Genomic DNA, 24,362 nt, shown 5'->3' with positions numbered 1-24,362 from the left:
GCGAGTCAGTTGTAGATCGCTGCGATCTCTTCGCCGTGCTTCTCGTGGATGACGTTGCGCTTGAGTTTGAGCGTCGGGGTGAGCTCACCGCTCTCGATGCTGAAATCGGTGTCGAGGATGCGGTACTTACGGATCGACTCGGCCTTCGAGACCTTCTTGTTGGTCTCCGCGACGGCCTCGTCGATCTCGGCGATCAGATCGGGGTTCTTGGTCAGTTCCGCGACGGTCGTACCCGCCGGCAGGTTGTGGCGCTCGATCCAGCCCGGCAGTGCCTCCGGGTCGAGGGTGATCAAAGCGCCGATGAACGGCTTGGAATCACCCACCACGATGACCTGGCTGATCAGGGGGTGCGCTCGCAGCGAGTCCTCGAGGATCGCCGGGGCGACGTTCTTGCCGCCCGCGGTGACGATGAGTTCCTTCTTGCGGCCGGTGATCGAGATGAAGCCGTCCTCGTCGATCGCACCGATGTCGCCGGTGTGGAACCAGCCGTCGCGGATGGCTTCCTCGGTGGCCTTGTCGTTCTGCCAGTAACCGTCGAAGACCATCGGACCCTTGAGGAGCAGCTCGCCGTCGGCGGCGATCTTCGCGGCGCAACCGTCGAACGGCTTGCCGACGGTACCGATCTTCTGCGCCTCGGGGGTGTTCATGATGATGCCGCCGGTGGTCTCCGTCAGGCCGTAGCCCTCGTAGATCGTGACGCCGACGCCGCGGAAGAAGTGGCCGAGGCGTGCGCCCAGCGCGGCTCCGCCGGACACGGCCTTGGTCACGTTGCCGCCGAGAGCGGCCTTGAGCTTGCCGTAGACGAGCTTGTCGAATACGAAGTGCCGGATCTTCAGCCCGAGGCCCGGGCCACCGTTCTCGAGCGCCTTGCTGTACTCGATCGCGACATCGGAGGCCTTCTCGAAGATCTTGCCCTTGCCGCCGTCGTACGCCTTCTGCTTCGCCGAGTTGTACACCTTCTCGAACACACGGGGCACCGACAGGATGAAGTTCGGCTTGAAGACGGCGAACTGATCGAGCAGCGTCGTCAGATCGGAGGTATGGCCCACGGTGACCTTGTTGTCGAACGCTGCGAACGAGATCAGGCGCGCGAACACGTGTGCCATAGGGATGAACAGCAGAGTGCGCTGACCCTCGTGCATCGAGTCGGGCAGCGCCAGGGACGCAGCTGCAGACTCGGAGGCGAAGTGGCGGTGCTTGAGCTGGACGCCCTTCGGCCGGCCCGTGGTGCCGGAGGTGTAGATGAGGGTCGCAGCGGACTCGGCCGTCACCTGGTTGCGACGCTCCTCGACCTGCTCGTCGGTCACTGCGGCGCCACGAGCGACGAGCTCGTCGACCGCGCTCTTGACACCCGACGCGGGCTCGATCTGCAGCACCTCACGCACGGTGGGCGCGCCCTCGGCGACCTCGCGGACGGTGTCGGCGTGCCCGGAACTCTCGACGATGAGCAGCTTCGTGCCGGAGTCCTCGAGAATCCACTGCGCCTGGTCTGCCGACGATGTCTCGTAGATCGCGACGGTGGCGCCGCCCGCGGTCCAGATCGCGTAGTCGAGAAGAACCCATTCGTAGCGGGTGCTCGACAGGATCGCCACGCGATCACCGAGCTCGATACCCGAGGCGATCAGGCCTTTCGCCACGGACCGCACCTCGGCGGCGAACTGACGGGCAGTGACGGGAACCCACTTGCCGTCGACCAGTCGCTCGAACGGCACGAACTCCGGCGACTCCTTCTCGTGCCGGAAGACGGTGTCGGCCATCGACGTGTTCTCGGCGATCGAGAACGACTGTGGCACGGCAATCTCACTCACTGTGACCCCTCCATCAGTAGATGCTGTCGATGTGCATTGCATCACATGTCGTTGGGAATTGCATTACCCCGAAGCCTGATTTGCGTAGTTTTTACAGTCCGATAAGTAGTGATGTATATAACAATCCTACCGCCGGTAACGAGGGTCACCACTAGTGGGTAGGGTCGCCGGATCGACTAGTGGGTAGGGTCGCCGGATCGACCGGTACCGGAAGTGCCGGGATCTCGGAGCAGTTGGACCGCCTCGGCATCGCCGAGCTGGTGGAAGTCCTCATAGGCGGCACCGACGCTGTCGGCGTCCGTCGGCACCCATGGGCAGACCACTTCGTCGGCCGTCCGGCCCGCCCGGCGCAGGGCGTCGGGGGATGCCACCGGCACCGCGAGCACCACACGCGCCGCACCGGATGCACGCGCCGCGAGAGCGGCCACCGCCGCCGTCGCGCCCGTCGCCATGCCGTCGTCGACGATGATCGCCGTGCGCCCCTCCAAAGGGACCCGCGCACGACCGGCGCGCAGGAACTCCGCGCGCCGGCCGAGTTCGGCGCGCTCGTACTCCTCGACATTCGCGACCGATTCGGGTGCTATCCGTCCTCGACGGATCACATCGTCGTTGAGAACGCGGAAGACGGAATCGCCTCCTGCTCCTTCCGCGATCGCACCCATCGCGAGTTCGGGATGCCAGGGCACGCCCAGCTTCCGGACGACGAGCACGTCCAGCGGTGCGCCGAGGGCTGCAGCGAGCTCACGGGCGACGGGGATTCCCCCGCGGGGAAGTGCGAGGACCACCGTGTCGGTGCCGCGCAGGTGGCCGGCCGACCGAGCCAGACGCCGGCCGGCATCCTCGCGCGTGGCGTACCGCACGATTCCAGTATGGAACGGTCCGTCCGGGCGGGCGAGAAGTCGCCGCCCGGACGGACCGGTGCGCTCTCAGGCGAGTTCGCCCGACAGGTAGGAGTGGTAGGCGGGCAGATCGAGCTGGCCGTGCCCGGACAGGCCGATCACGATTACCTCGGGCTCGGTCAGTCCCCGTGCGTACTCGGCGGCAGCCGCGATCGCGTGCGACGACTCGGGAGCAGGCACGATCCCCTCGTTCCGGGCGAAGAGCACCGCTGCGGAGAACGCATCCGTCTGTGCGACGGACGTCCCCTGCACGTAACCGAGTTCGACGGTGTGGCTGAGCAGCGGTGCCATCCCGTGGTAGCGCAGTCCGCCGGCATGGATGGGGTCCGGAATGAAGTCCTGACCGAGGGTGTGCATCTTCAGCAGGGGCGTCAGGCCCGCGATGTCACCGTGGTCGTAGCGGTATTCGCCCTTCGTGATGGAGGGGCACGCCGCAGGTTCGACGGCCACGATGCGCGTGCTCGCCCGGTCGTGCAAGACCTCGCGCAGGAACGGGAACGCCAGTCCGGCGAGATTCGAACCGCCGCCTGCACAACCGAAGACCACATCGGCCACGTCCTCACCTGCGGCACGCAACTGCTCCACGGCCTCGAGACCGATGACCGTCTGATGGAGCACCACATGGTTGAGCACGCTGCCGAGCGTGTAACGAGCCGCCGCATCCTTCACCGCGACTTCCACCGCCTCCGACACCGCGATGCCGAGCGAGCCCGGCGTATCAGGCTGTTCGGCGAGTACGGCGCGACCGGCTTCGGTCAGTTCGGACGGGCTCGGGTGGACCGTGCCTCCGTACGTCTCGATGAGGAAGCGGCGGTACGGCTTCGAGTCGTAGGAGGCACGAACCTGCCATACCTCGAGGTCGATCCCGAACTTGGCGCACGCGAACGACAGTGCCGAGCCCCACTGCCCCGCACCCGTTTCGGTCGTGAGGCGGGTGACTCCGTCGAGTGAGTTGTAATAGGCCTGGGCGACGGCCGAATTCACCTTGTGGCTGCCCACCGGACTCACACCCTCGTACTTGACGTAGATGCGGGCCGGAGTGCCGAGCGCCTTCTCGAAGGAGCGGGCGCGGAAGAGGGGAGTGGTGCGATATCCGGCATAGACCTCGCGTACGGCTTCCGGGATCTCGACGTCGGTCTCGGTCGACAGCTCCTGCTCGATCAGTCCCGACGCGAACAGTGGTGCGAGATCGTCGGCGGTGATCGGCTCGCGGGTGCCGGGATGCAGGTGCGGCGGCGGAGCCACCGGGAGGTCGCCGACGATGTTGTACCAGTGCGTCGGAATGCCGGAAGTCGAGTCGGAGGCGGACACTGCGGAAGTGTGCGCGGAAGGGGAGGCCGTCACTGGGAATCCTTGGAGTCGTGGTCAGAGGGCATGCTCAGTGTGACGGCCCCCGGCTGCGGGTGACGGGGTGGGGTGTGTCATCATTCGGGCGCTCGGGCCCAGGTCACAGCCGGGCCGGGCGCGAAGGGATATCTTCATCCGATAAACTGCTGGTCAAATGAGTGAAATTCAAGACGCCCCCGACCAGGAGACCGCAGCTCTCACGTTTGCCGATCTCGACATCGACGCCCGTGTCCTGCAAGCTCTTTCGGACGTGGGTTACGAGTCCCCGTCGCCCATCCAGGCGGCGACCATCCCACCGCTGCTGGAGGGACGGGACGTCGTCGGTCTCGCTCAGACCGGCACCGGTAAGACTGCTGCTTTCGCGGTACCGATTCTCTCGCGTATCGACACTTCCGTGAAGCGGCCCCAGGCGTTGGTCCTGGCGCCCACCCGAGAGCTCGCGCTGCAGGTCGCGGAGGCTTTCGGTAAGTACTCCGTCCACATTCCCGGCCTGAGTGTTCTGCCCATCTACGGTGGCCAGGCCTACGGCGTGCAGCTGTCCGGCCTCCGTCGCGGTGCTCAGGTGATCGTCGGCACCCCCGGACGTGTGATCGATCACCTCGCCAAGGGCACCCTCGACATCTCGGAGCTCGAGTTCCTCGTCCTCGACGAAGCCGACGAGATGCTCACCATGGGCTTCCAGGAGGACGTCGAGCGCATCCTCGCCGACACCCCCGACACCAAGCAGGTCGCCCTGTTCTCGGCCACCATGCCGGGGGCGATCCGCCGGCTGTCGAAGCAGTACCTCAAGAATCCGCAGGAAATCACCGTCAAGTCGAAGACAACCACCTCGGCGAACATCTCGCAGCGGTGGGTGCTCGTCTCCCATCAGCGCAAGCTCGACGCGCTGACCCGCATCCTCGAGGTCGAGACCTTCGAGGCGATGATCATCTTCGTGCGTACGAAGCAGGCCACCGAGGATCTTGCCGAGCGGTTGCGGGCACGTGGTTTCTCCGCGGCTGCGATCAACGGCGACATCGTGCAGGCGCAGCGCGAGCGCACCATCAACCAGCTCAAGAACGGCACGCTCGACATCCTCGTCGCCACCGATGTGGCCGCCCGCGGTCTCGACGTCGAGCGCATCAGCCACGTCGTCAACTACGACATTCCGCACGACACCGAGTCGTATGTGCACCGCATCGGCCGGACCGGCCGCGCCGGGCGCACCGGCGACGCCCTGCTGTTCGTCGCTCCGCGCGAGCGGCACCTGCTCAAGGCGATCGAGCGGGCCACCCGGCAGCCGCTCGCCGAGATGCAGTTGCCCACGGTCGAGGACGTCAACGCCCAGCGCGTGGCGAAGTTCAACGACTCGATCACCGAAGCGCTCGCGTCCGACCACCTGCAGCTGTTCCGCACCTTCATCGAGGACTACGAGCGTGAGCACGACGTACCGCTCGCCGACATCGCCGCCGCACTGGCAGTTCTGTCGCGCGACGGCGAGTCGTTCCTCATGGAGGCCGAACCCGAGCCGGTCGCACAGCCGCGCCGCGAGCGCGAGCCACGTGAGCGTCCCCCGCGTCGCTTCGACGACGGCCCGAAGGTCGGACGCGACGGCCAGGAGATGACCACCTACCGCATCGCGGTGGGCAAGCGTCACCGTGTGCAGCCCGGTGCGATCGTCGGTGCCATCGCCAACGAAGGTGGACTGCGTCGCGGCGACTTCGGCCATATCAGCATCCGCGCCGATCACAGCCTCGTCGAGCTGCCGAAGGATCTGTCGCAGCAGACCCTCGAGGCGCTGCGCTCCACCCGGATCTCCGGCGTGCTGATCCAGCTGCAGCCCGACAGTGGTGCACCCTCCGGTCGTCCCAGCTCGTACCGCGGGCGTGACGATCGCCGTGGTGACGATCGCCGTGGGGGAGACCGGCACGATCATGGCAAGCGCGATCGCGGGGGCAAGCGCGAGTACGGCGACGGCCGCGGCCGTTCCGGCGACTTCACGCACCGCAGCGACCGCAGTGGTCGCGGCGGCTACCGCGACTGACGCACGTCAGGTCGTTCGTTCGGCCAGGACATCGGCGGTAGCGCCGTCGATCGATTCGCGGATGACGTCCGCGTGACCGGCGTGCCGGGCCCATTCCTCGATCTGGTGCAGGATCAGGAACCGGACGGTGAAGGGTTCACCTTGATCGAGCCAGCGTGCGACGTCGGGGGAGAGATCGACGACGCGGCCGAGGTCGGGTTCGGCGCGCACGGTCGCGGCGAACCGCTCGGTCTCGGCGTCGAGCCGGGCGAGCCGGCCGGCGTGGGTTTCGTGCTCGTCCACGCGCCACCCGGCCGTCCACGCGGCGACCGGATCCGCATCGCGACGGTCGTCGCCGCTGATCCGGCCGTCGGTGGCGATCAGGCCGTCGACGAGATGGTTCAGCAACGACGCCAGACTCATCGACGACGCGCTCGGCGTACTGCGTGCCTGTTGCTCGGTCAGCCCCGACATCGCGTTGCGCAGGGCGTCCCATTGATTGGCGAGCAACTTCAGCAGCAGCTCGTGTTCGGGGGTGCTCATGCGCCGAGTATGGGCGTCGCTGCCGACATCCTCGCTCCCGAATCGGAGAACTGGGTGCGGTACAGCTCCGCGTAGCGGCCTCCTGCCGGCAGGAGATCCTCGTGGCTTCCGCGTTCGACGATTCGCCCGCCTTCCACGACCAGGATCTCGTCGGCCGAGCGGATGGTCGAGAGGCGGTGCGCGATGACCACCGACGTGCGTCCCTCGAGGGCCTCGGTCAGTGCTTCCTGCACGGCGGCTTCCGACGTCGAATCGAGGTGGGCGGTGGCCTCGTCCAGGATCACCACGCGCGGGTGCGCGAGCAGGAGCCGGGCGATCGTGAGCCGTTGACGTTCGCCACCCGAGAGCCGGTAGCCGCGTTCTCCGACCACTGTGTCGAGTCCGTTCGGCAGGGATTCGACGAGTGCGTCGAGACGTGCTCGCCGCAAGGCATCCCATAGCTCGTCCTCGGCGGCGTCCGGACGAGCGAGCAGCAGATTGGCGCGGACCGTCTCGTGGAACAGGTGCCCGTCCTGGGTGACGAGACCGACCGTGGCGCGGAGCGAATCGGTGGTCAGTTCGCGCACGTCCACTCCACCGAGCAGCACGGCGCCGGAATCGACGTCGTACAACCTCGGGATCAACTGGGCGATGGTCGATTTCCCGGCGCCGGACGATCCGACCAGCGCGACCATCCGTCCCGGTTCGACGCGGAACGATATGTCGTGCAGAACCGTTTCGCCGCCTCGCGAGTCCAGCACGGCCACCTCCTCGAGAGAGGCGAGCGAGACCTTGTCCGCGGACGGGTACGCGAAACCGACGTCACGGAATTCCACCGACACGGGCCCGTCCGGAACCGGACGCGCGTCCGGTGACTGTGCGATCAGCGGCTCGAGATCGAGAATCTCGAAGACCCGTTCGAAGCTCACCATCGCGCTCATCACGTCCATGCGTGCACTGGCGAGCGCTGTCAGTGGCGAGTACAAGCGCGTCAGAAGCATCGCCATTGCGACCACCGAACCGGGATCCAGCCGGTCGCGCAGGGCGTAGAAGCCACCCAGGCCGTAGACCAGCGCGAGAGCGAGGGCGGACACGAGCGTCAGCGCGGTGACGAACACGCTCTGCAGCATCGCGGTACGGACCCCGATGTCGCGGACGCGCCGGGCGCGGACGGCGAACTCCGCCGATTCCTGCGCCGGACGGCCGAACAGCTTGACCAGCGTGGCGCCCGGAGCCGAGAACCGTTCGGTCATCTGTGTGTTCATCACCGAATTGTGGTTGGCCGCTTCACGGCTGAGCTGGGCGAGCCGGGCTCCCATGTGCCGGGCCGGAATCACGAAGATGGGAAGCAGCAGCAGGGCCAGGAGGGTGATCTGCCAGGAGATCCCGACCATCACCACCAGTGTGATCGCCAGGGTGACGATGTTGCCGACCACACCGGACAGAGTGTCGCTGAATGCGCGCTGCGCGCCGATCACGTCGTTGTTCAATCGCGAGACGAGGGCTCCCGTACGGGTTCTCGTGAAGAACGCGATGGGCATGCGTTGAACGTGATCGAACACCGTGGTGCGCAGGTCCAGGATGAGGTTCTCCCCGATGCTCGCGGACAACCATCGATTGGCGATTGCGAGTCCTGCTTCGAGCAGTGCGATGGCGGCGATGACGGCGGCGAGCACCACCACCACCGAGACCGCGGCGTCGTCGACGATCGCGTCGATCACGCGGCCCGCGAGGACCGGTGTCGCAACACCGAGCGCGGCGATGATCACACTCAGGACGAGATAGAAAGTGATGTTGCGCCGGTGCGGCCGGGCGAACACCGCGATCCGTCGCAGGCTCGCGCGGGAGAACGGCCTACGGTCGCTCTCTGCGTGCATCGCGTTGTACATCGCGTTCCACGCGGTGACTTCCATGCTCATGGGCCTGGCCTCCTCGGGTCGCAGCCGAGGTTAGGACCTCGAGTGCGCTCGAGGTCAACCCTAGGCCCCGTCCCCGACGCCGTGAGGGGCTGCCGGGTTGGGCCCGTACGGTCAGCGCGTCACGTCGATCACGACCCGCGTCGGTCCGGTGAGCGAGTACACCGAGAACGGGGTGCCGGGTTCTGCGATGCCGATGAACGACTGGGTGACGCCCTCGAAGACCCCGGACCCGTTGACCTCGACCACCGATCCGCCGGGCTCGGCGAGTACCGGATTCGGACCGTCGTACGGTTCGACACCACTGTCGAAGGGGTACGCGGAACCGTCGATGAGCACCTGCAGAACGGCGTCGCCCGCGAGGGTGACGGGGTTGCCGCTCCCGTCCTGGATCGCCTCGTCGACGTAGCCGACCCGCCAGCCCGGCGCACCCTCGCCACCGAGTTCGTAGACGACGCGATCGAATCCGTCGTGGCGGCCGGTGCGGATGTCGACGACCGTGAGTTTCGCGTCGGCGCCGGCAGCGGAGACCTTGTCGGCCGCGTCCCGGGGAACGTTCGGGGACACCGTGGGCTCGGCGGACGATGTCGGAGTGTTCACCGAGACCGCGGGGGACGGCGCGGGTTCGTCTGCGCCTGCGGCGCACCCCCCGAGAACCAACGCGGTAGCGGTGACGACCAGGGCAATACGGGTGCGAACCATGGGGCTCATGTTACGTCGCGATTCCAGGCGTTCTTCGCGACGCGCGGGGGGTTGACCGGATCGAGACGTCGGCGCACAATTCAACAGACGATGAGTTTCCACTCGGCGAATCGAGTGCACCATGTCCATCACCCCCTCCGCCATTGCCGTCGACGTCCGGGAACTGCACGTCCGGCGAGGCTCCCATCACGCCCTCGACGGTGTGACCGTCCGGGTTCGGAACGGGTCGATCACCGGCCTGCTCGGACCGTCCGGATGCGGCAAGACCACCTTGATGCGCGCGATCGTGGGCACGCAGCTCGTCACGTCCGGTACCGTCACGGTCCTCGGTGAAGCGGCAGGCTCGGCCTCCCTGCGCCGTCGCATCGGATACGTCACCCAGGCGCCCAGCGTGTACCCCGACCTGACGGTCACCGAGAACGTCTCCTATTTCGCGTCGCTGTACGGAAAGAAGGGGCGGGCGGTCGCCGACACGATCGCGGCCGTCGGCCTCACCGACCACTCCCGCAATCGCGCGAATGCGCTCTCGGGCGGTCAGCTCGGGCGACTGTCACTCGCTTGCGCGCTCGTGAGCGAACCCGAACTGCTCGTCCTCGACGAGCCGACGGTCGGCCTCGATCCCGTTCTGCGCGCCGAACTGTGGGAGCACTTCCGCTCGCTGGCGGCTCGCGGTACCACGCTCCTGGTCTCGAGCCATGTCATGGACGAGGCCGACCACTGCGACGAACTCGTCCTCTTGCGCGAAGGTCGGTTGGTGGCCCAGCTGACCCCGTCCGAACTGCGTGAACGCACCGGAGAAGACGGCCTCGAGGACGCATTCCTCCGCCTGATCCGTCCTCCCGCGGGAGTACCACGATGAACGCCATGGCCTACGCCACCACGACCACCCGCATCCTGCGCCAGTTGCGTGCCGATCACCGCACGGTCGCGATGATCGTGCTGGTACCGAGCCTGCTGATGACGCTGCTGTACTTCATGTACCAGAACTCTCCGGCCGGACCGGACGGCCGGACGCTGTTCGACCGGATCGCCGTCACGATGCTCGGCATCCTCCCCTTCGTCGTGATGTTCCTGGTCACCTCGATCGCCATGCAACGCGAACGCAGTTCGGGCACCCTCGAGCGACTCCTCACCACGCCTCTCACGAAAACGGCCCTGCTCGGTGGCTACGGCAGTGCGTTCTCCCTCGCCGCAGCGGTACAGGCCGGCCTCGCGTGTGCGGTGTCCTTCGGGCTGCTCGGCGTGAGAAGTTCCGGCTCGGTGCTGTGGGTGCTCGTCGTGGCGGTGCTCGTCGCCGTGCTCGGCGTCTCTCTGGGATTGCTGTGCAGTGCCTTCGCGCGCACCGAGTTCCAGGCCGTGCAGTTCATGCCGGTGCTGGTCATTCCGCAGTTCCTGCTGTGCGGCCTGCTCGTCCCGCGGGAGGACCTGCCCGACTGGTTGCGGTGGATCAGCAACGTGCTGCCGCTGAGTTACGCAGTAGAAGCCCTGCAACAGATCACCCGGAATCCCGGGACCACGGCGGTCATGGTGCGGGATCTCGTCGTGGTGGCCGTATTCGCCGCGACGGCCCTCGCGCTCGGAGCGGCGACGCTGCGCCGGCGCACACCGTGACGGCCTCGTCCGGCGCGCGCCGGCCGGGGCGGCGTCCGGGCAACTCCGGTGCCCGTGAACGGATCCTCCGCTGTGCTCGGGAAATGTTCGCCGCCAACGGTTTCGATCGGACCACCATGCGTGCGATCGCGGCCTCCGCCGAGGTGGACCCAGCTCTCGTCCACCACTATTTCGGGAACAAGACGCAGTTGTTCACCGAGGCCATCGCACTGCCTGTCGATCCACGTACCGTCCTTGCCCCCGTTTACGAGGCTCCCGTCGGTGAGTTGGGGGCTGCACTGGCCACCGCTGTGATCGGGGTGTGGGACTCGCCGCACCGGGACGCCGTGATCGCGGTGTTCCGGGCGCGGCTCTCGGGGGACCACAGTGGATTGATCGGAGCCTTCCTGCTCGAGTTCGCACTCGAACCGCTGCTGGAGAAGATCGACCGGCCGGTGGGGACGGGTCGACTCCGTGCCGAATTCGTGGCGGCGCAGATGACCGGAATTCTGGTCACGCGTTACCTTCTCGGCTTCGAACCCCTCGCGTCGCTGCCGACCGAACGGCTCGTCGACATCATCGCCCCCACGTTGCAGCGTTATCTCACCGGCGAGTTGGATGAGATGTGAGCGCAAAGCTCCGCTCGCGCGTCGCGGCCCGAGTGAGAGGACCCGGTCAACTCGACTGCTCGCGTAGGAATGCGATGTCGCCGGCCATACCCTCGGCCGGGGTCTCCAGCACGATCGGCGCATCGGCCTGCCGCGCGATCTCCGCGAGCAACTGCGGATCGATCTGCCCGTCGGTGAGATTGGCGTGCCGGTCGCGCGCCGAACCGAACTCGTCGCGAGAATTGTTCAGGTGCACCAGATCGATTCGCCCGGTGACCGCCCGCACCCGTTCGACCACATCGGCGAGCTCCTCCCCGGCCGCCCAGGCGTGGCAGGTGTCCAGGCAGAAACCGGGCCCGTAGTCGCCGACGGCATCCCACAGACGTCCGATCGCGTCGATGTACCGGGCCATCGCGAAGTCGCCGCCCGCCGTGTTCTCGACGAGGATCGGCACCCCGAATCCGCCCTTTTCCTCCTGCCGTTCGAACAACTTGCGCCAGTTCTCGACTCCGGCGGCCACGTCTTCGCCCTCCCGCACGTGCCCCCCGTGGACGACCAGACCGAGCGCGCCGATGCGCGCGGCCGCGTCGGCATGATCCGCGACGGCCTTGCGTGAAGGCATCCGCACCCGGTTGTTCAGGCTCGCCACGTTGATGACGTAGGGCGAGTGCACCACCACGTCGACGTCCGACGCGAGGATCTGCTCGGTGCGCGGATGCACACCGGGTTTCGTCCATTTCTGCGGGTCCGACAGGAACACCTGCACCAGATCGGCCCCGAGGTGTTCTCCCTGACCGATGGGATCGTCGTCCTGCCGGACGTGCGCGCCTATCCGCATGTGCCACAGGGTAGGGCAGTGTCCCGCCGACCGGGACCGCAACACCCGGACCTGTCCGCGATCTGCTCGACTCGGGGCGTTCGAGCGATACGACGGGTACGGACGAGGACGGATCACCTATGGGAACACTCGAAGGCAGGGTCGCGCTGATCACGGGAGCGGGCCAGGGAATCGGTCAGGGTGTGGCGCTCGCGCTCGCCCGCGAAGGAGCGTCGATCGCGGTCACCGGCCGGACCGAGGGGAAGCTGGTGGACACGGTCGAGCAGATCCGCGCTCTCGGAGGCACAGCGGAACCGGTCGTATGCGACATCGCGGATCCGGAAGAGATCACCTCGGCTGTCGATCGGACGGTCGGCGTGTTCGGAGGCCTGGACATCCTCGTCAACAACGCCAGCTTCAATCCGCTCGGACCGTTGCTCGAACTGAAGCCGGCCGTGCTCGAGAAGGCGTACCGGACCGGCCCACTGTCCGCGCTGCACGCCATGCAACTCGTCCATCCGATCATGAAGGAGCGCGGCGGCGGTGCGATCGTCAACATGGTCACCTCCGCCGCGGTGCGGTGGGACACGAGCGGGTACGGCGGTTACGCCTCGACCAAGGAGGCATTGCGTTCCCTGACTCGCACTGCGGCATCCGAGTGGGGAATCGACGGTATCCGGGTCAACGCCGTCGCTCCGCACGCCCTGTCACCCGGACTGAAGTGGTGGACGGAGACCAACCCGGACGAAGCCGCCGAGTTCGTGAGGTCGATCCCTCTTCGGCGAATCGGGGATCCGGAACAGGACATCGGACGTGCAGTGGCCTGGATCGTCAGTGACGACGCCCGATATCTGACCGGGGCGACGATCCCGCTGGACGGGGGCCAGGCGCGCTGGGCTTGAGGTCCTCCCGTCGCATATGTCGGTATCCCTGATCGAAGATCGGGGACGTCCCCGATGGTGAAGAGGTCCCGCCACCTGGAAGATGGGGACATGCCACTGCACACGGCCCCAGCAGCCCGCGCCCAGGACCTGAAGAAGATCTACGGCACCGGAGAAACCGCGGTACACGCACTCGACGGCGTGACCGCGGACTTCGCCGCCGGTGAGTTCACCGCGATCATGGGTCCCTCCGGATCCGGCAAGTCGACCCTCATGCACTGCCTCGCGGGTCTCGACAGCGCAACCTCCGGAACGGTCTTCATCGGCGACACCGATCTGACGAGCCTTTCCGACAAGGCGATGACGCAATTGCGGCGCGACCGAATCGGCTTCGTCTTCCAGTCGTTCAACCTGGTTCCCACCCTCACCGCGCTCGAGAACATCACACTTCCGGTGGACATCGCGGGCCGCAAGGTCGACCAGGAATGGCTCGACACCGTCGTCACGCGTCTCGGCCTGACCGACCGCCTCGGGCACCGCCCCGGCGAACTCTCCGGCGGCCAGCAGCAGCGCGTCGCGTGTGCGCGTGCGCTCGCGGGGCGGCCCGAGATCATCTTCGGCGACGAACCGACCGGCAACCTCGACTCCCGCTCGTCCGGTGAGGTGATGTCCATCCTCCGCGCGGCCGTCGACGAGTTCGATCAGACCGTCGTGATCGTCACTCACGACCCGCGCGCCGCCGGTTACGCCGACCGTGTCGTGTTCCTCGCCGACGGGCGCATCGTCGACGAGATGCGCGACCCCACGGCCGACCGCGTGCTGGACCGGATGAAGCAGTTCGATCCCGCCTCCGCGGCACCCGTGGCGGAATAGGAGACGCCGCGATGAGTGGAAATCCCATCCGTAGAGTTGCCCTGCGCAACCTCGCCGCCCACAAGGTGCGGCTCGCCCTGACCGTACTTTCGGTCGTACTGGGCACGGCCTTCATCACGGGTTCGTTCGTGTTCACCGACACTTTGCAGCGCACCTTCGACGGAATCTTCGGCGACGTCGCCCAAGGCGTGGACGTCCGTGTCAGCACCGAGCAATCCGGTACCAGTGGCGTACCGGTCGAGGACCTCGACAAGATCGCCGCTCTGCCCGGCGTCGAACGGACCTCCCCGTCGATCAGTGGGTCCATCATCGTCCTCGACTCCGAGGGCGCCGCGATCCAGACCGGAGGCGCACCCGCCGAGGGCTTCGCCTATATTCCACCCGACCAGCTCGTCGGTGTCCCGCAGACCTTCCTCACCGGCGGCCCGCCGCAGGAGAACGGGCAGATCGGACTCAACGAGAGCGCAGCCGAACGCGGTTCGCTGTCCGTCGGCGACACCACGAAGGTGCTCACCATCGCACAGGGCACGGTGCCGGTGACGATCAGTGGCATCTACCAGCTCGAGACGGACACCGGCGGCTATCTCGGCGCGATGTTCACCGAGCAACAGGCATCCCAATTGTTCACCGACGGGCGGCACGTCGCGTTCATCGACGTCGCGGGCGACGGCTCCCTGTCCCCGGAACAACTGCGTGACGAGATCGCGGCGGCCCTACCGGACCTGAAGGTGCAGACAGGCGCCGAGGTGACCGAGGAAACCAAGTCGCAGGTCGCGGAGGCCTTGAACTTCCTCAACTACTTCCTGCTCGCGTTCGGCGCGATCGCACTGCTCGTCGGCACGTTCATCATCTACAACACCTTTTCGATGATCGTCGCCCAGCGACTGCGTGAGCTCGCTCTGCTCCGCGCGATCGGTGCGAGCCGCAAGCAGGTCGGCCGGTCCGTCACCCTCGAGGCCTTCGTCGTCGGCCTGATCGGCAGCATCATCGGCATCGGGGCGGGAGTCGCTCTCGCTTACGGTCTGCGCGCCGCGCTGAACGCTGCAGATCTAGGCCTGCCCTCCGGGCCTTTGCAGTTGTCCCCGCGCACCGTGATCGTCGCACTGCTCGTGGGTGTGGTCGTGACGATGATCAGCGCCTATGCGCCGGCCCGCCGTGCGACCCGCGTCCCGCCGGTCGCCGCGATGCGGGAAGAATCGACTGCGACCGTCGAATCGCTGCGGGTCCGCACGATCATCGGTGTGCTCTGCGCGATCGTCGGAGTCGTCCTCGTCGTGGTGGGGGCACAGGGAGTCGGCGGGGGAGCGGCGGCGTCCGTCGGCGCCGGTGCGTTCCTGCTGATCCTCGCAGTACTGTTCGCGGCTCCGGCGCTCTCCCGGCCCTTCGTGAACGCTCTCGGTGCAGTCTTCGCACGACCTTTCGGGGCGATCGGACGTCTCGCACGCACCAATGCGACCCGCAACCCACGCCGGACCGCCGCGACCGCCTTCGCTCTCACATTGGGCCTGATGCTCGTCTCCGTCATCGGTGTCTTCGGGTCGTCGGCGAAAGCCAGTGTCGACGCGCTCGTCGACAACGGCGTCGAAGCGGACTTCATGCTCACCGGGCCCCAGATGTTCGGTGTTCCCGCTCCCGCTGCGGACGCCGTGCGCAATGTCGCCGGGGTCGAGGAGGTCGTGCCCGTCTACGGCGTGCAGGCGAAGATCGATCAGGACTACGAGTTCGGTGCCGCGGCCGGAGGCCCCCTCCAGGACGTCGTGGACCTGCAGATCACTGCCGGCAGCGTCGACCTGTCCGGCAACGAGATCCTGGTCTCGCAGTCGGCCGCGGCCGACCGTGGCTGGCAGGTCGGTACCACGGTTCCGCTCACCAATCGCGACGGCGACACCGTGGATACGACGATCGGCGGCATCTTCGTCGACAATCAGCTGATCGGTCCGTGGGTGATCTCGCAGCAGTTGTTCGACCAGTTCACACCGCCGACCAACCGTACGGCGCTGGTGGTCCTCATGAACACCGTCGACGAGTCGGATGCCGTGCGCACGTCGATCGAGGACGCCGTCAAGGACTACGTCATCGTGCAGGTGCTCGACCGCGAGCAGTTCAAGGGACAACAGGCGCAGCAGATCGACACGCTCCTCGCGATCCTCTACGGTCTGCTCGCCCTCGCCGTGGTGATCGCCATCCTCGGCATCGTCAACACCCTCGCACTGTCGGTGGTGGAGCGGCGGCGGGAGATCGGCATGCTCCGTGCGGTCGGTATGCTGCGGGCCCAGGTGCGCCGCACGATCTACCTCGAGTCGCTGCTCATCGCGATCTTCGGTGCGGTCGTCGGTGTCGTGCTCGGTATCGCCTTCGGCTGGGCGTTCGTGCGGACGCTCGCAGACCAGGGACTGGACATCATCTCGGTACCGTGGTCGCAGGTCGTGGGCATGCTGGTCGCATCCGGGATCATCGGTGTGCTCGCGGCCCTGTGGCCCGGCCAGCGGGCCGCGAAGACGCCGCCGCTCGAAGCGATCACCGAGGTGTAGACAGAGGTTGTCCACAGGCGGTGGACTTGTCCACAGCTGCCGGCCCGCGGAGTATTCCGCGGGCCGGCAGTCGTTTGCGCACCCATATGCTCCGGCGGCAGGGGGTGGTGGCCGTGCAGTTGCACGATCTGGCGAGATGGGATCCCGATGCGCTCGAATGCCTGGCGGCCGAACTCGGTCGCACCGCCGACGCGGTCGAGGCCGTGTCCGGGGAGGTACTGCGACGGGCAGCTTTCGAGGGCGCCTGGCGCGGTGCGGCGTACAACTCCGCAGAGTCCGAATTATCTGTGCAGGGAAGATATCTCGTAGATCAAGCCGAGTCCTATCGGCGGGTGGGCGGATGCGCGCAGTTCGTCGTTCCGCGCCTGCGGGTGTTGCGCACGGAACTGGCCGATCTGCATGCCCGGGCCACGACGCGAGGTCATGACCTCGAGGACGACGACCGGCTCGCGGTGCCGCTGCGCGCGCTGCTCGCTCGGGCCGAACTTCTCGACCGCGAGGCGAGTGCCCGGCTTGCTGTCGAATCGTTCTCCACGGATGTGGTTGCAGGAGAGCCAGTCCCGATGTTCACGGCATTCCCGCGAACCGTGCCGGTGCTGCTTCCGGATCTGCCGGAACCGGACGCGGACCCTGCGGACGTCGCGCGATGGTGGAGAGGTCTCGACGATGCCACGCGCACCGCGCTGATAGCCGAGCGTCCCGAGCAGATCGGCGCGCTCGACGGGATTCCCGCGGCGGCCCGCGATCTCGCCAATCGCGCCGTGCTCGACGGTGAACGTCGCCGGCTCGAGGCGGTCGCATCGCAACTTCGAGCGCAACTCGACGCCATGTTCCTCGGCGGCACCGTGCTCGCGAGAATCGGCGTCGTCGGTCTGTTCACCGACGCCGACGCGGGGCTCGAACAAACTCTCGAGAAGATCGAGGCTCTCGACGCGATCGAGGCGACACTCGCTCTCGGGGATCGGCAACTTCTCGCCCTCGACATGTCCGGACGCGAAGCGATGGCGGCCGTCGCGGTCGGGGACGTGGACACCGCCGGGCAGGTGGCCGTCTTCGTGCCGGGCGCGGGGTCGACCGTGCAGGGCAATCTGGAGGGCTACGACGCCCAGGTCGCAGCACTGCGTGATGCCGCCGGTCTCCGTCTCGCCGGCGTCACCGGCGCCGAGACCTCGGTTGCGGCTGTGACGTGGATGAACTACCAAGCGCCCCAATGGGGGTGGGGGATGGCGTTCACCGAGCGCAGTCCGGTTTCCGACCTCGCGGCTCGGATCGCGGCGCCTCGGCTGTCCGAGTTCCTCGACGGCATCACGGCTTCGCGGCACGACGACCCTCGTATCACCGCTGTCGGGCATTCGTACGGAGCACTCGTCACCGGCATGGCGCTGAGGGGCACCGACTCGGTCGACGCCGCAGTATTCCTCGGTGCGCCGGGGATCGGGACAGACGACGTGAACGACCTGCGAATCCCTCCGGGATCTGCCTATCTCGTCGAAGCCGACTGCGACCCGGTCGCCGACGCCGGCACTTTCGGTGGCGACCCGAGTTTCCACGACGGCCTCACTCACCTTCCGTCCGGCCCGGGTACGACACCCACGGGTGCCCCGCTCGCCGGCATCACCGGACACAGTTCGTATCTGATTCCAGGAACGTCGAGTTCCCATCACGTCGCGGGTGTCGTCGCCGGCACCGCAGAGCGGAGTACGCCGTGACCTCTTCTCCACGATTCCTCGCCGTGCTGCTCGTCGCCCTGCTCTCACCAGCGGCGGCCGGATGTGCGAGCACAGTGGCGGCAATCGCGAAGCCCGAACCCGTCGCGACCACCAGTGCCGGCGCGGTCGAGTTCTACACGGCCGTGCAGCGCGACGTCCTCACAGCCCTGTCAGCGGAGTTTCCCGGCGTGCGCTTCGAACCGAAGTACGCGGGTACCACTGCCGGATGCACGCTGCCCGACGGCACATCGGGCGTGACGGCACACCTCCCGATCCACGGTTCGGGACGCCCCGTGCCGGTGGACGAACTCGACCGTGCCGCCACGGTGTTCGAGAACACGGCGGCCCGAGCCGGCTTCCACGGCCGGTACGTGCTTCCTCCCGACACCGGCTTCGCCCTCCGGATGTTCGCGGCCGACGGTTCGTACATCACCTTCGGCAGCTACGTCGCCGCGACCGTCGGACTCACCGTCGGTTGTTACCGCGAGTGAGCGACCGTGTCGGTTAGGCTCGTCCGGGCGACGGCCGCACCGGCCGCCGCTATTCGCGCAGGTGGCCGTGGAGGACGAACAGATGCGCCCGATGCTCGGCATCTCCGTCGACGACGGGGAGGTGTGTGCGGTCCTCGTGGACGCCGACGTGCCGAATCTCGGCCCGTTCGACTCCCAGCGGGGTTTCGGCGCTCCGGGTGACACGCCTGCCGAGGTCGCCGCCGCTGCTGCCGCCGCCATGTCGGAACGGGCCGCCGCGGCGTCGTTGACCCTCTCCGCAGCAGCCGTGGTGACAGGTCCGGAGAACGACGAGGACGCGGGGCCGGTCACCGAAGCCGTCCGGGCCGTCCTCGGTATCGACGTGGAATCGGTCCTGCTCGACGACGCGCGCCTGGCGTTCCTCGCCGGTGCGCCCGAACTGGCGGACCTTCTCGTGCTTGCCTTGCACACACGCACCTTCGGAGTGGAATCGGCATCCATCGTCGACGTTCCCTCCCGCGAGGTGCTCTCCACGGTCAGCCCCGACGGTGACGAATTCGGTCCTCACACACAGTCTCTGCCCGAAGCGATGGACGAGGCGATCGCCCGCGCCGGAGTCTCGCCCGATGCCGTGGTCTTCCTCGATCTGCGCCCGCTAGACGCCGGTCCGGCGCGAGAACTCTCGACCGTCCTCGGCGTCCCCTTCGTGACTCCGCACGGTGTGCCCTGGCATCGTGCGACCGGCGCGGCGCTCGTCGCCGCCGACCGTCGTGCTCCGGCGATCGCTGCCGCACCTGCCGGCCGGCATCGCGGAACCGCCCTGCTCGCCGCACTCGTCGCGCTCGTCGCGCTGCTGGGCGGGGGGTTGGCAGTCGCGGTCGGCAGCGGTGCGCAAGCGGAGCGATCCGCACCCGGGGTGCAGACCGCGGTCGCGCCACCACCGTCCCCGGTGCCACAACCCGACCGCCCACGCGCCGCGGACCCGTGTTCCGAAGCCAGGCCCGCCTCATGGCCGGCTCGCGCATCCGATCCGGCTCCCGGGTCGGTGCCGTCGCCCGAGACGACGCCCGCCGCGCCGCCCTGCGGCAGTTCACCGCCCACGGCGCCGTAAGTACGACCGGGCAGGTCGCCGCGATTCAGGCTCGCAGTTCGCGCCGCGCGCGAATCAGGGCCGCAGTTCGCGTCCCGCGCGAAACAGGGCCGCAGCATCGGAGGCCACGACGACGTCCGCGAACCGGGTCCGGTAGTCGCCGAGATCGTCGCCGACCGAACCCACCACCGCGACCACCGGTAAGTCGCCGGTTCGCGCGAGGATCACCGAGACGATCTTGCCCGCCCGCGACTGGCCGTCGAGTCGTCCTTCGCCGACGACGACGAGATCGGCGCTTCGCACGGCGTCGTCGAAACCCACTGCGTCGAGCACGAAGTCGGCACCCGAGCATAGTTCGGCGCCGAAGACCGACCACATGCCACCGGAGAAACCACCGGCCGCACCCGTGCCATCGACTTCCCGCGGATCGCGCGGCAGCGACAGGGCCGTCGCTTCGAGGCGTCGTGTGAGCAGTTCGACGGCAGCGGGATCGGCGCCCTTCTGCGGACCGAAGATCCGTGCCGCATCGGTGTATCGGGTCGTGACGTCCGAGAGTACGGTGACCCGCGCGCCGCCGAGCCCTCCACGCTCCTCGATCGCGGCGATCGCGCCGGCACCGCCGTCGGTCGTCGCAGATCCGCCGGCGGCGACGACGATGTGGCGTGCGCCGCGTCGGACGGCTTCCGCCATGACCATGCCGGTGCCGTAGGTGTCGGCCGCCACGGCGTCACGGGGACCGTCGTGCGGGGTGGTGATGCCGCTCGCGGTCGCGAGTTCGACGACTGCCGTTCCGTCCGGCGACATGCCGAGCAATCCGCGACACGGTGCGCGCCACGGATTCACGGCGTCGACGTCGATGAGGTCGAGACCGAGGGGTGCGGTAAGCGCCTCGAGTGTTCCCTCGCCGCCGTCTGCGACGGGCATCCGGACGGCGGTGTGCCCGACGCTCTCGGCACCGGACGCGATCGCGTCGGCGACCTCGGCGGCGGTGTAGGTGCCCTTGAAACTGTCCGGGGCGATCAGGATCCGTGTCATCGAAGCACCCATTCGAAGGCTTCGGCTTCGGAGCGCGCGCCCTGGCGCGCACGCGACCGGTTCGGTTCGCCCAGTTCGGCGACGATGTCCTCGCCGAGGCGGACCAGGGCGCCGAAGACGTCGGGGTCGAGCCACGACGGACGGGTCGCGAACAACAGATCTTCGCTCGCGGTGTTGCCGCTCGCGCCCGGCGCGAACGGACATCCACCGAGACCGGCGAGCGCGCCGTCGACGACGGTGGCCCCGGCATCGATCGCGGCGAGGCTGTTGGCGACACCCAGGCCCCAGGTGTCGTGCCCGTGGTAGACGATCCGCCGGCCCGGCGACTCGGCGGCCAGTCGCGCGACCAGCGAGGACACCTGCCCGGGCACGGCCTGCCCCAGGGTGTCGGCGACGACGATGTCGGCGGCTCCCTCGGTGCGAGGGTCGCACGCGATCTCCACCACCCGGTCGGGGTCGACCGGTCCGTCGAACGGGCATGTGAACGCCGTGGCCAGACACAACTGGATACTGCCGCCGACGGCGTGGGCGCGTTCGATTGCCGAGGGCATTGCAGCGATGCTGTCCTCGGTGTCGCGGCCGATATTGGCGCGGTTGTGGGCGTCCGACACCGAGAAGCAGTACTGGAACCGACGGGCCCCGGCCGCGATCGCCTTCTCCACGTGTCGCGGGGTGGCGACCCAGATCCAGCACCGGTCGAGTTCTTCCTCGGTCAGTGCCCCGACGAGGTCGAGGGTGTTCGCCATCGGCGGCACGAGATCGGCGCGGGCCAGGGATCCGATCTCGAGTTCGGGTACCCCGGCCGCGAGCAGACTGCGGACGATCTGCACCTTGCGCTCGGTGGGCAACAGCTTGCCGGTGAGCTGCAAGCCGTCGCGCAGCGTCACGTCCCGCAGGACCACATCCGTGGGTGCTCCGTCACTCGGTCCTGTCACTTCTCCGCCTCCCCGGTTCTGTCACTTCCCGCGTCCCGGTCGTTCCCGGCCCGGCCGACCGGCACGAACCGCACCAGTATGCCCCGGTCACCATGCGCACACGATCGGTCGACACACCGCAGGGCTTTCCCGATATCTGTGACAGATGACACTATCCTCACCGTTCGAATCGTGACTTGCCGGAAGGTGCGGAGAAATGGCTTCGGTCCTGGGAAAAGTACTGCTCTGGATCGCTCTGCTGGGGGGACTCGCCGGGGCGGTGATCGCCCTCTGGACGCTGCACGTCAACGGGGTGGTGGCCTCGCTGATCGTCGCGTCGGTGACGGGCCTCGTGCTGCTGCGCCTGCGACCGGAAGCGCACGACGAATCGGACTCCGACGTCGCCCTGACCTGACCGGCGGTCGCGCACTCGGACTGTAGGGTGAGAACCGGCGTCCGAGTCGAGGCGCCTCGCGCGCACGCGCTTCACGAGCGCGGCGTCGAAGCCGGAGAAGGGGGCCCGCGGGCCTCCCGCCGGGCGTGGAAGAGGAGCAACGGTCAGTGTCGCTGTGGTCTCGCGCCTTGTCGGTGGACGAACTCGACAGCCGCCGTTGGCTGGATCTGATGCCGTGGCTCGACCGGTACGGTTCGGCGCGCGCGGTCGCCCTCGGAGCGCTGGTCTCGAGCCCTCGATGGTGGGAGATCGAGTCGCCTGCCGAGACGGCCGGGCATGCCGAGATACCGGAACTGTGCGCCGAACTGGCCCATCTCTACGTCGCCGACCATCCGGAGCTGCGGTTCGCGGACGGTCTGCTGCGTGAGGACGAGGTGCCTGTGGCCGCACTCGACCTCGGGCCGGCAGCGGCGACGCTGGTCACTCGTCTTCCGCACGCACCCACGACGGCGGAATTGTTCAGCCGTAGTCCGGCCGATCTCCTCGGAGTCCGTGGAGCCGACCGCGAGGCCGTGGAGGAGATCGTCTGCGCCGCGCTCGTCGCGACGGTGCTCCGGGAGCCCGGCACTCTGGAAGCCGATCCGCGCGCCCCGCGGGTGCCGGCCGCGGCGCTGTTGCTCGAGGATCTCGCCGTATTGGCGCGTTGGCAGCGGGTGTGTGGACGGGACGACGTCCCGCTGCTCCCGACCGACATCGGCGACGGCGCGCCGGAGGAGATCCAGGACGCAGCAGCCAGGTTACGAGCCCTCACCGCACGCGATCTACCTGTGGCGGCACCATCCGACCCGATTGCCGAACTCGCCGAGTATCTGCAGAGCCTGCCCGATTCGGAGCGTGAGGAACTGCGGCGTCGCGTGCACGACGATGTCGACGACTCGGCCGCTCCGTCGACCTTCCCCTTCGGGACGGCCGTGGGCGATCTGCTTGCAGCGCTGCGCGTCGATGTGCGCCCGGTGGCGGCATTCGACCGGATCGTGCGTGCCCATCCGGTGCTGACCAGGACGGTCCCGGGCTTGGACGTGCCCTTGTGGCGCGTGCTGCATCGACTGGACGATCGCTTCGAGGTGGCGGACGGGTGGATAGCGGTACCCGACCTGGCCGACGCCGAGAAACAAACGCGCGCGCTGCTCTCGGAGTTCGAATCGCCCAACGGTGTGGTCGAACCGGCAGCCGTCGAGGCGGTGTGGTCGCTCCCCGACGGGGAGTTCGAGGCGTGGACCCGATACTGCGGAACGACGACCTTCGAGGGGCGCCTGCTGTCACAGCCGGATGGGCTCGCGGGTCGCGCCGCTCAGGTCCTCGAGGTGCTCGGCGACCCGATGACGGCCGACACGCTCGTCGCCCGGATGGGTGTCAACGCCGACGTCCACACACTCGTCTCCGAACTCGCCGACGACGAGCGCTTCTCGTCCGACGGTGAACAATGGTCGCTGGCCGAGTGGGAGACCGATGTCGTCTCGGCCATCCGTAATCGCATAGCGCGACTGGTCGACGGCCGCGAGGGAGGTGTCGATCCGGATGTGGTGGCCGACGCGCTCGTCGAAAGATTCGGCATATCCGAGGGCTCGGCCCGAACCTTCGCTGCCGGAGGAGATTTCGAGATCGCGGACGGTCGCGTGCGGCGTCGCGCGCGTTCGCACGTACCGATCGCCGTACCGGAACGTACCCGTCGCCTGTACCGCTTGGGTGACGCCTGGCGTCTGCGGCTTCCGGTGACCCGCGACCATCTCCGAGGCGCGGAGTTCACGGTGCCGTCTGCGGTCGCCGGCCTCGCCGGATGTGCGCCGGGCGGGCACGTGGTGCTCCCTTCCCGGCTGGGCGGACAGACCCTGAGGTGGACAGGACCGGTGCCGCGCCTGTCCTCGATCCGCCGGTTCCTCGAGGACATCGGCGTAGAGGAGGACAACGAGCTGCTGCTCGAGGTCCGCGCCGACGGCCGTTTCGACGTCCTGCCCCTGCGCACGGTCGCCGACAACGCCGAACCGTTGCGCAAGGCGCTCTCGCTCATCGGCCACACGGAACCGGAGACCGTGCCCGAGGAACGGATCGCAGCAGCGCTCGCGTCGGCGCTCGGCATCGAGGGGGAGTCCAGACCGCGGCGGATCCTGTCGGCATACCGGGGACGCCGGGAGCCCGAAGTCGTGGCGCTGCTCGAACAGGCGTGGGTTCGCGTTCCGAATTGAGCCGGCCGACT

At 67.9% G+C, this 24,362-nt stretch carries 21 protein-coding genes; 12 read left to right on the top strand and 9 right to left on the bottom strand.

The annotated features are described in order from the left end of the window. Positions 1-5 precede the first annotated feature (5 nt). The 3 genes from ABZ789_RS08070 to ABZ789_RS08060 all read right to left on the bottom strand — a co-directional run bounded on the left by ABZ789_RS08070 (position 6) and on the right by ABZ789_RS08060 (position 4,051). Positions 6-1,808, bottom strand: a complete 1,803-nt coding sequence (locus tag ABZ789_RS08070; protein WP_358421574.1) for a long-chain fatty acid--CoA ligase — start codon at positions 1,806-1,808, stop codon at positions 6-8. Between the two features lie 176 nt (positions 1,809-1,984). Then, positions 1,985-2,668, bottom strand: a complete 684-nt coding sequence (locus ABZ789_RS08065) for a phosphoribosyltransferase family protein (protein WP_358421571.1) — start codon at positions 2,666-2,668, stop codon at positions 1,985-1,987. Positions 2,669-2,734: 66 nt separating this feature from the next. Next, entirely contained in the window at positions 2,735-4,051 is a 1,317-nt protein-coding gene (locus tag ABZ789_RS08060; RefSeq protein ID WP_358421568.1) for a TrpB-like pyridoxal phosphate-dependent enzyme, read from the bottom strand. Positions 4,052-4,208: 157 nt separating this feature from the next. On the opposite strand from ABZ789_RS08060, the gene ABZ789_RS08055 reads away from it, so the two are divergent. Beyond that, the gene (locus ABZ789_RS08055) at positions 4,209-6,077 is read left to right on the top strand and encodes a DEAD/DEAH box helicase (RefSeq protein WP_358421565.1); all 1,869 of its coding nucleotides are present in this window, start codon (positions 4,209-4,211) and stop codon (positions 6,075-6,077) included. 6 nt (positions 6,078-6,083) lie between these two features. Here the strand turns inward: ABZ789_RS08055 and ABZ789_RS08050 are convergent, their stop codons facing one another. From ABZ789_RS08050 to ABZ789_RS08040, 3 genes are all read right to left on the bottom strand, one after another. Beyond that, positions 6,084-6,599 (bottom strand): DUF664 domain-containing protein, encoded by a 516-nt coding sequence (locus ABZ789_RS08050; protein WP_358421563.1) that lies wholly within the window; start codon positions 6,597-6,599, stop codon positions 6,084-6,086. Next, positions 6,596-8,497 carry an ABC transporter ATP-binding protein gene (locus ABZ789_RS08045; RefSeq protein ID WP_358421560.1) on the bottom strand — a complete coding sequence of 634 codons (1,902 nt, stop codon included), beginning with the start codon at positions 8,495-8,497 and terminating at the stop codon, positions 6,596-6,598. Before ABZ789_RS08045 ends, ABZ789_RS08050 begins: the two co-directional genes overlap by 4 nt. Before the next feature lie 111 nt (positions 8,498-8,608). Beyond that, positions 8,609-9,196, bottom strand: a complete 588-nt coding sequence (locus ABZ789_RS08040; RefSeq protein WP_358421557.1) for a hypothetical protein — start codon at positions 9,194-9,196, stop codon at positions 8,609-8,611. A gap of 121 nt (positions 9,197-9,317) precedes the next feature. On the opposite strand from ABZ789_RS08040, the gene ABZ789_RS08035 reads away from it, so the two are divergent. From ABZ789_RS08035 to ABZ789_RS08025, 3 genes are read left to right on the top strand one after another with little or no spacing between them, the layout of a single operon-like run. Next, complete coding sequence (locus tag ABZ789_RS08035; protein WP_358421554.1) at positions 9,318-10,055, top strand: ABC transporter ATP-binding protein; 738 nt, start codon at positions 9,318-9,320, stop codon at positions 10,053-10,055. After that, a complete protein-coding gene (locus ABZ789_RS08030) occupies positions 10,052-10,807 on the top strand; it encodes an ABC transporter permease (protein ID WP_358421551.1) in 756 nt (251 codons plus the stop codon). The genes ABZ789_RS08035 and ABZ789_RS08030 overlap by 4 nt, the downstream gene beginning before the upstream one ends. Then, complete coding sequence (locus ABZ789_RS08025; protein ID WP_358421548.1) at positions 10,804-11,415, top strand: TetR family transcriptional regulator; 612 nt, start codon at positions 10,804-10,806, stop codon at positions 11,413-11,415. The genes ABZ789_RS08030 and ABZ789_RS08025 overlap by 4 nt, the downstream gene beginning before the upstream one ends. A 46-nt stretch (positions 11,416-11,461) precedes the next feature. On the opposite strand, the gene ABZ789_RS08020 is transcribed toward ABZ789_RS08025, so the two are convergent. Then, positions 11,462-12,232, bottom strand: coding sequence for a deoxyribonuclease IV (locus tag ABZ789_RS08020; RefSeq protein WP_358421545.1), 771 nt, complete (start codon positions 12,230-12,232; stop codon positions 11,462-11,464). Positions 12,233-12,351: 119 nt separating this feature from the next. Between ABZ789_RS08020 and ABZ789_RS08015 the strand changes: the two genes are divergently transcribed. From ABZ789_RS08015 to ABZ789_RS07990, 6 genes are all read left to right on the top strand, one after another. Then, complete coding sequence (locus tag ABZ789_RS08015; protein WP_358421542.1) at positions 12,352-13,113, top strand: SDR family oxidoreductase; 762 nt, start codon at positions 12,352-12,354, stop codon at positions 13,111-13,113. 90 nt (positions 13,114-13,203) lie between these two features. After that, on the top strand, positions 13,204-13,965 hold the full coding sequence (locus ABZ789_RS08010; RefSeq protein ID WP_358421539.1) for an ABC transporter ATP-binding protein: 762 nt from the start codon (positions 13,204-13,206) through the stop codon (positions 13,963-13,965). An 11-nt stretch (positions 13,966-13,976) separates the two neighbouring features. Next, complete coding sequence (locus tag ABZ789_RS08005; RefSeq protein WP_358421536.1) at positions 13,977-16,496, top strand: FtsX-like permease family protein; 2,520 nt, start codon at positions 13,977-13,979, stop codon at positions 16,494-16,496. A 113-nt stretch (positions 16,497-16,609) separates the two neighbouring features. Beyond that, positions 16,610-18,205 (top strand): alpha/beta hydrolase, encoded by a 1,596-nt coding sequence (locus tag ABZ789_RS08000; RefSeq protein WP_358421533.1) that lies wholly within the window; start codon positions 16,610-16,612, stop codon positions 18,203-18,205. Continuing rightward, positions 18,202-18,696 (top strand): LppA family lipoprotein, encoded by a 495-nt coding sequence (locus ABZ789_RS07995; protein ID WP_358421530.1) that lies wholly within the window; start codon positions 18,202-18,204, stop codon positions 18,694-18,696. The genes ABZ789_RS08000 and ABZ789_RS07995 overlap by 4 nt, the downstream gene beginning before the upstream one ends. A gap of 67 nt (positions 18,697-18,763) precedes the next feature. After that, a complete protein-coding gene (locus ABZ789_RS07990) occupies positions 18,764-19,786 on the top strand; it encodes a hypothetical protein (RefSeq protein WP_358421527.1) in 1,023 nt (340 codons plus the stop codon). Between the two features lie 54 nt (positions 19,787-19,840). Here ABZ789_RS07990 and ABZ789_RS07985 read toward each other — a convergent pair whose 3' ends face one another. Then, entirely contained in the window at positions 19,841-20,800 is a 960-nt protein-coding gene (locus tag ABZ789_RS07985; RefSeq protein ID WP_358421524.1) for a glycerate kinase, read from the bottom strand. Next, positions 20,797-21,702: a hydroxymethylglutaryl-CoA lyase gene (locus tag ABZ789_RS07980; protein ID WP_358422128.1), complete on the bottom strand. Its 906-nt coding sequence runs from the start codon at positions 21,700-21,702 to the stop codon at positions 20,797-20,799. The genes ABZ789_RS07985 and ABZ789_RS07980 overlap by 4 nt, the downstream gene beginning before the upstream one ends. Positions 21,703-21,931: 229 nt before the next feature. On the opposite strand from ABZ789_RS07980, the gene ABZ789_RS07975 reads away from it, so the two are divergent. Continuing rightward, a complete protein-coding gene (locus tag ABZ789_RS07975; protein WP_358421521.1) occupies positions 21,932-22,129 on the top strand; it encodes a hypothetical protein in 198 nt (65 codons plus the stop codon). 146 nt (positions 22,130-22,275) lie between these two features. Continuing rightward, positions 22,276-24,351 carry a hypothetical protein gene (locus ABZ789_RS07970; RefSeq protein WP_358421518.1) on the top strand — a complete coding sequence of 692 codons (2,076 nt, stop codon included), beginning with the start codon at positions 22,276-22,278 and terminating at the stop codon, positions 24,349-24,351. Positions 24,352-24,362 lie beyond the last annotated feature (11 nt).

The organism is Rhodococcus sp. NPDC047139, from assembly GCF_040643435.1.
GTDB lineage: Bacteria > Actinomycetota > Actinomycetes > Mycobacteriales > Mycobacteriaceae > Rhodococcus.
The sequence above is the reverse complement of the archived record's forward strand: the minus strand, read 5'-3'. Positions and strand labels throughout refer to the sequence as shown.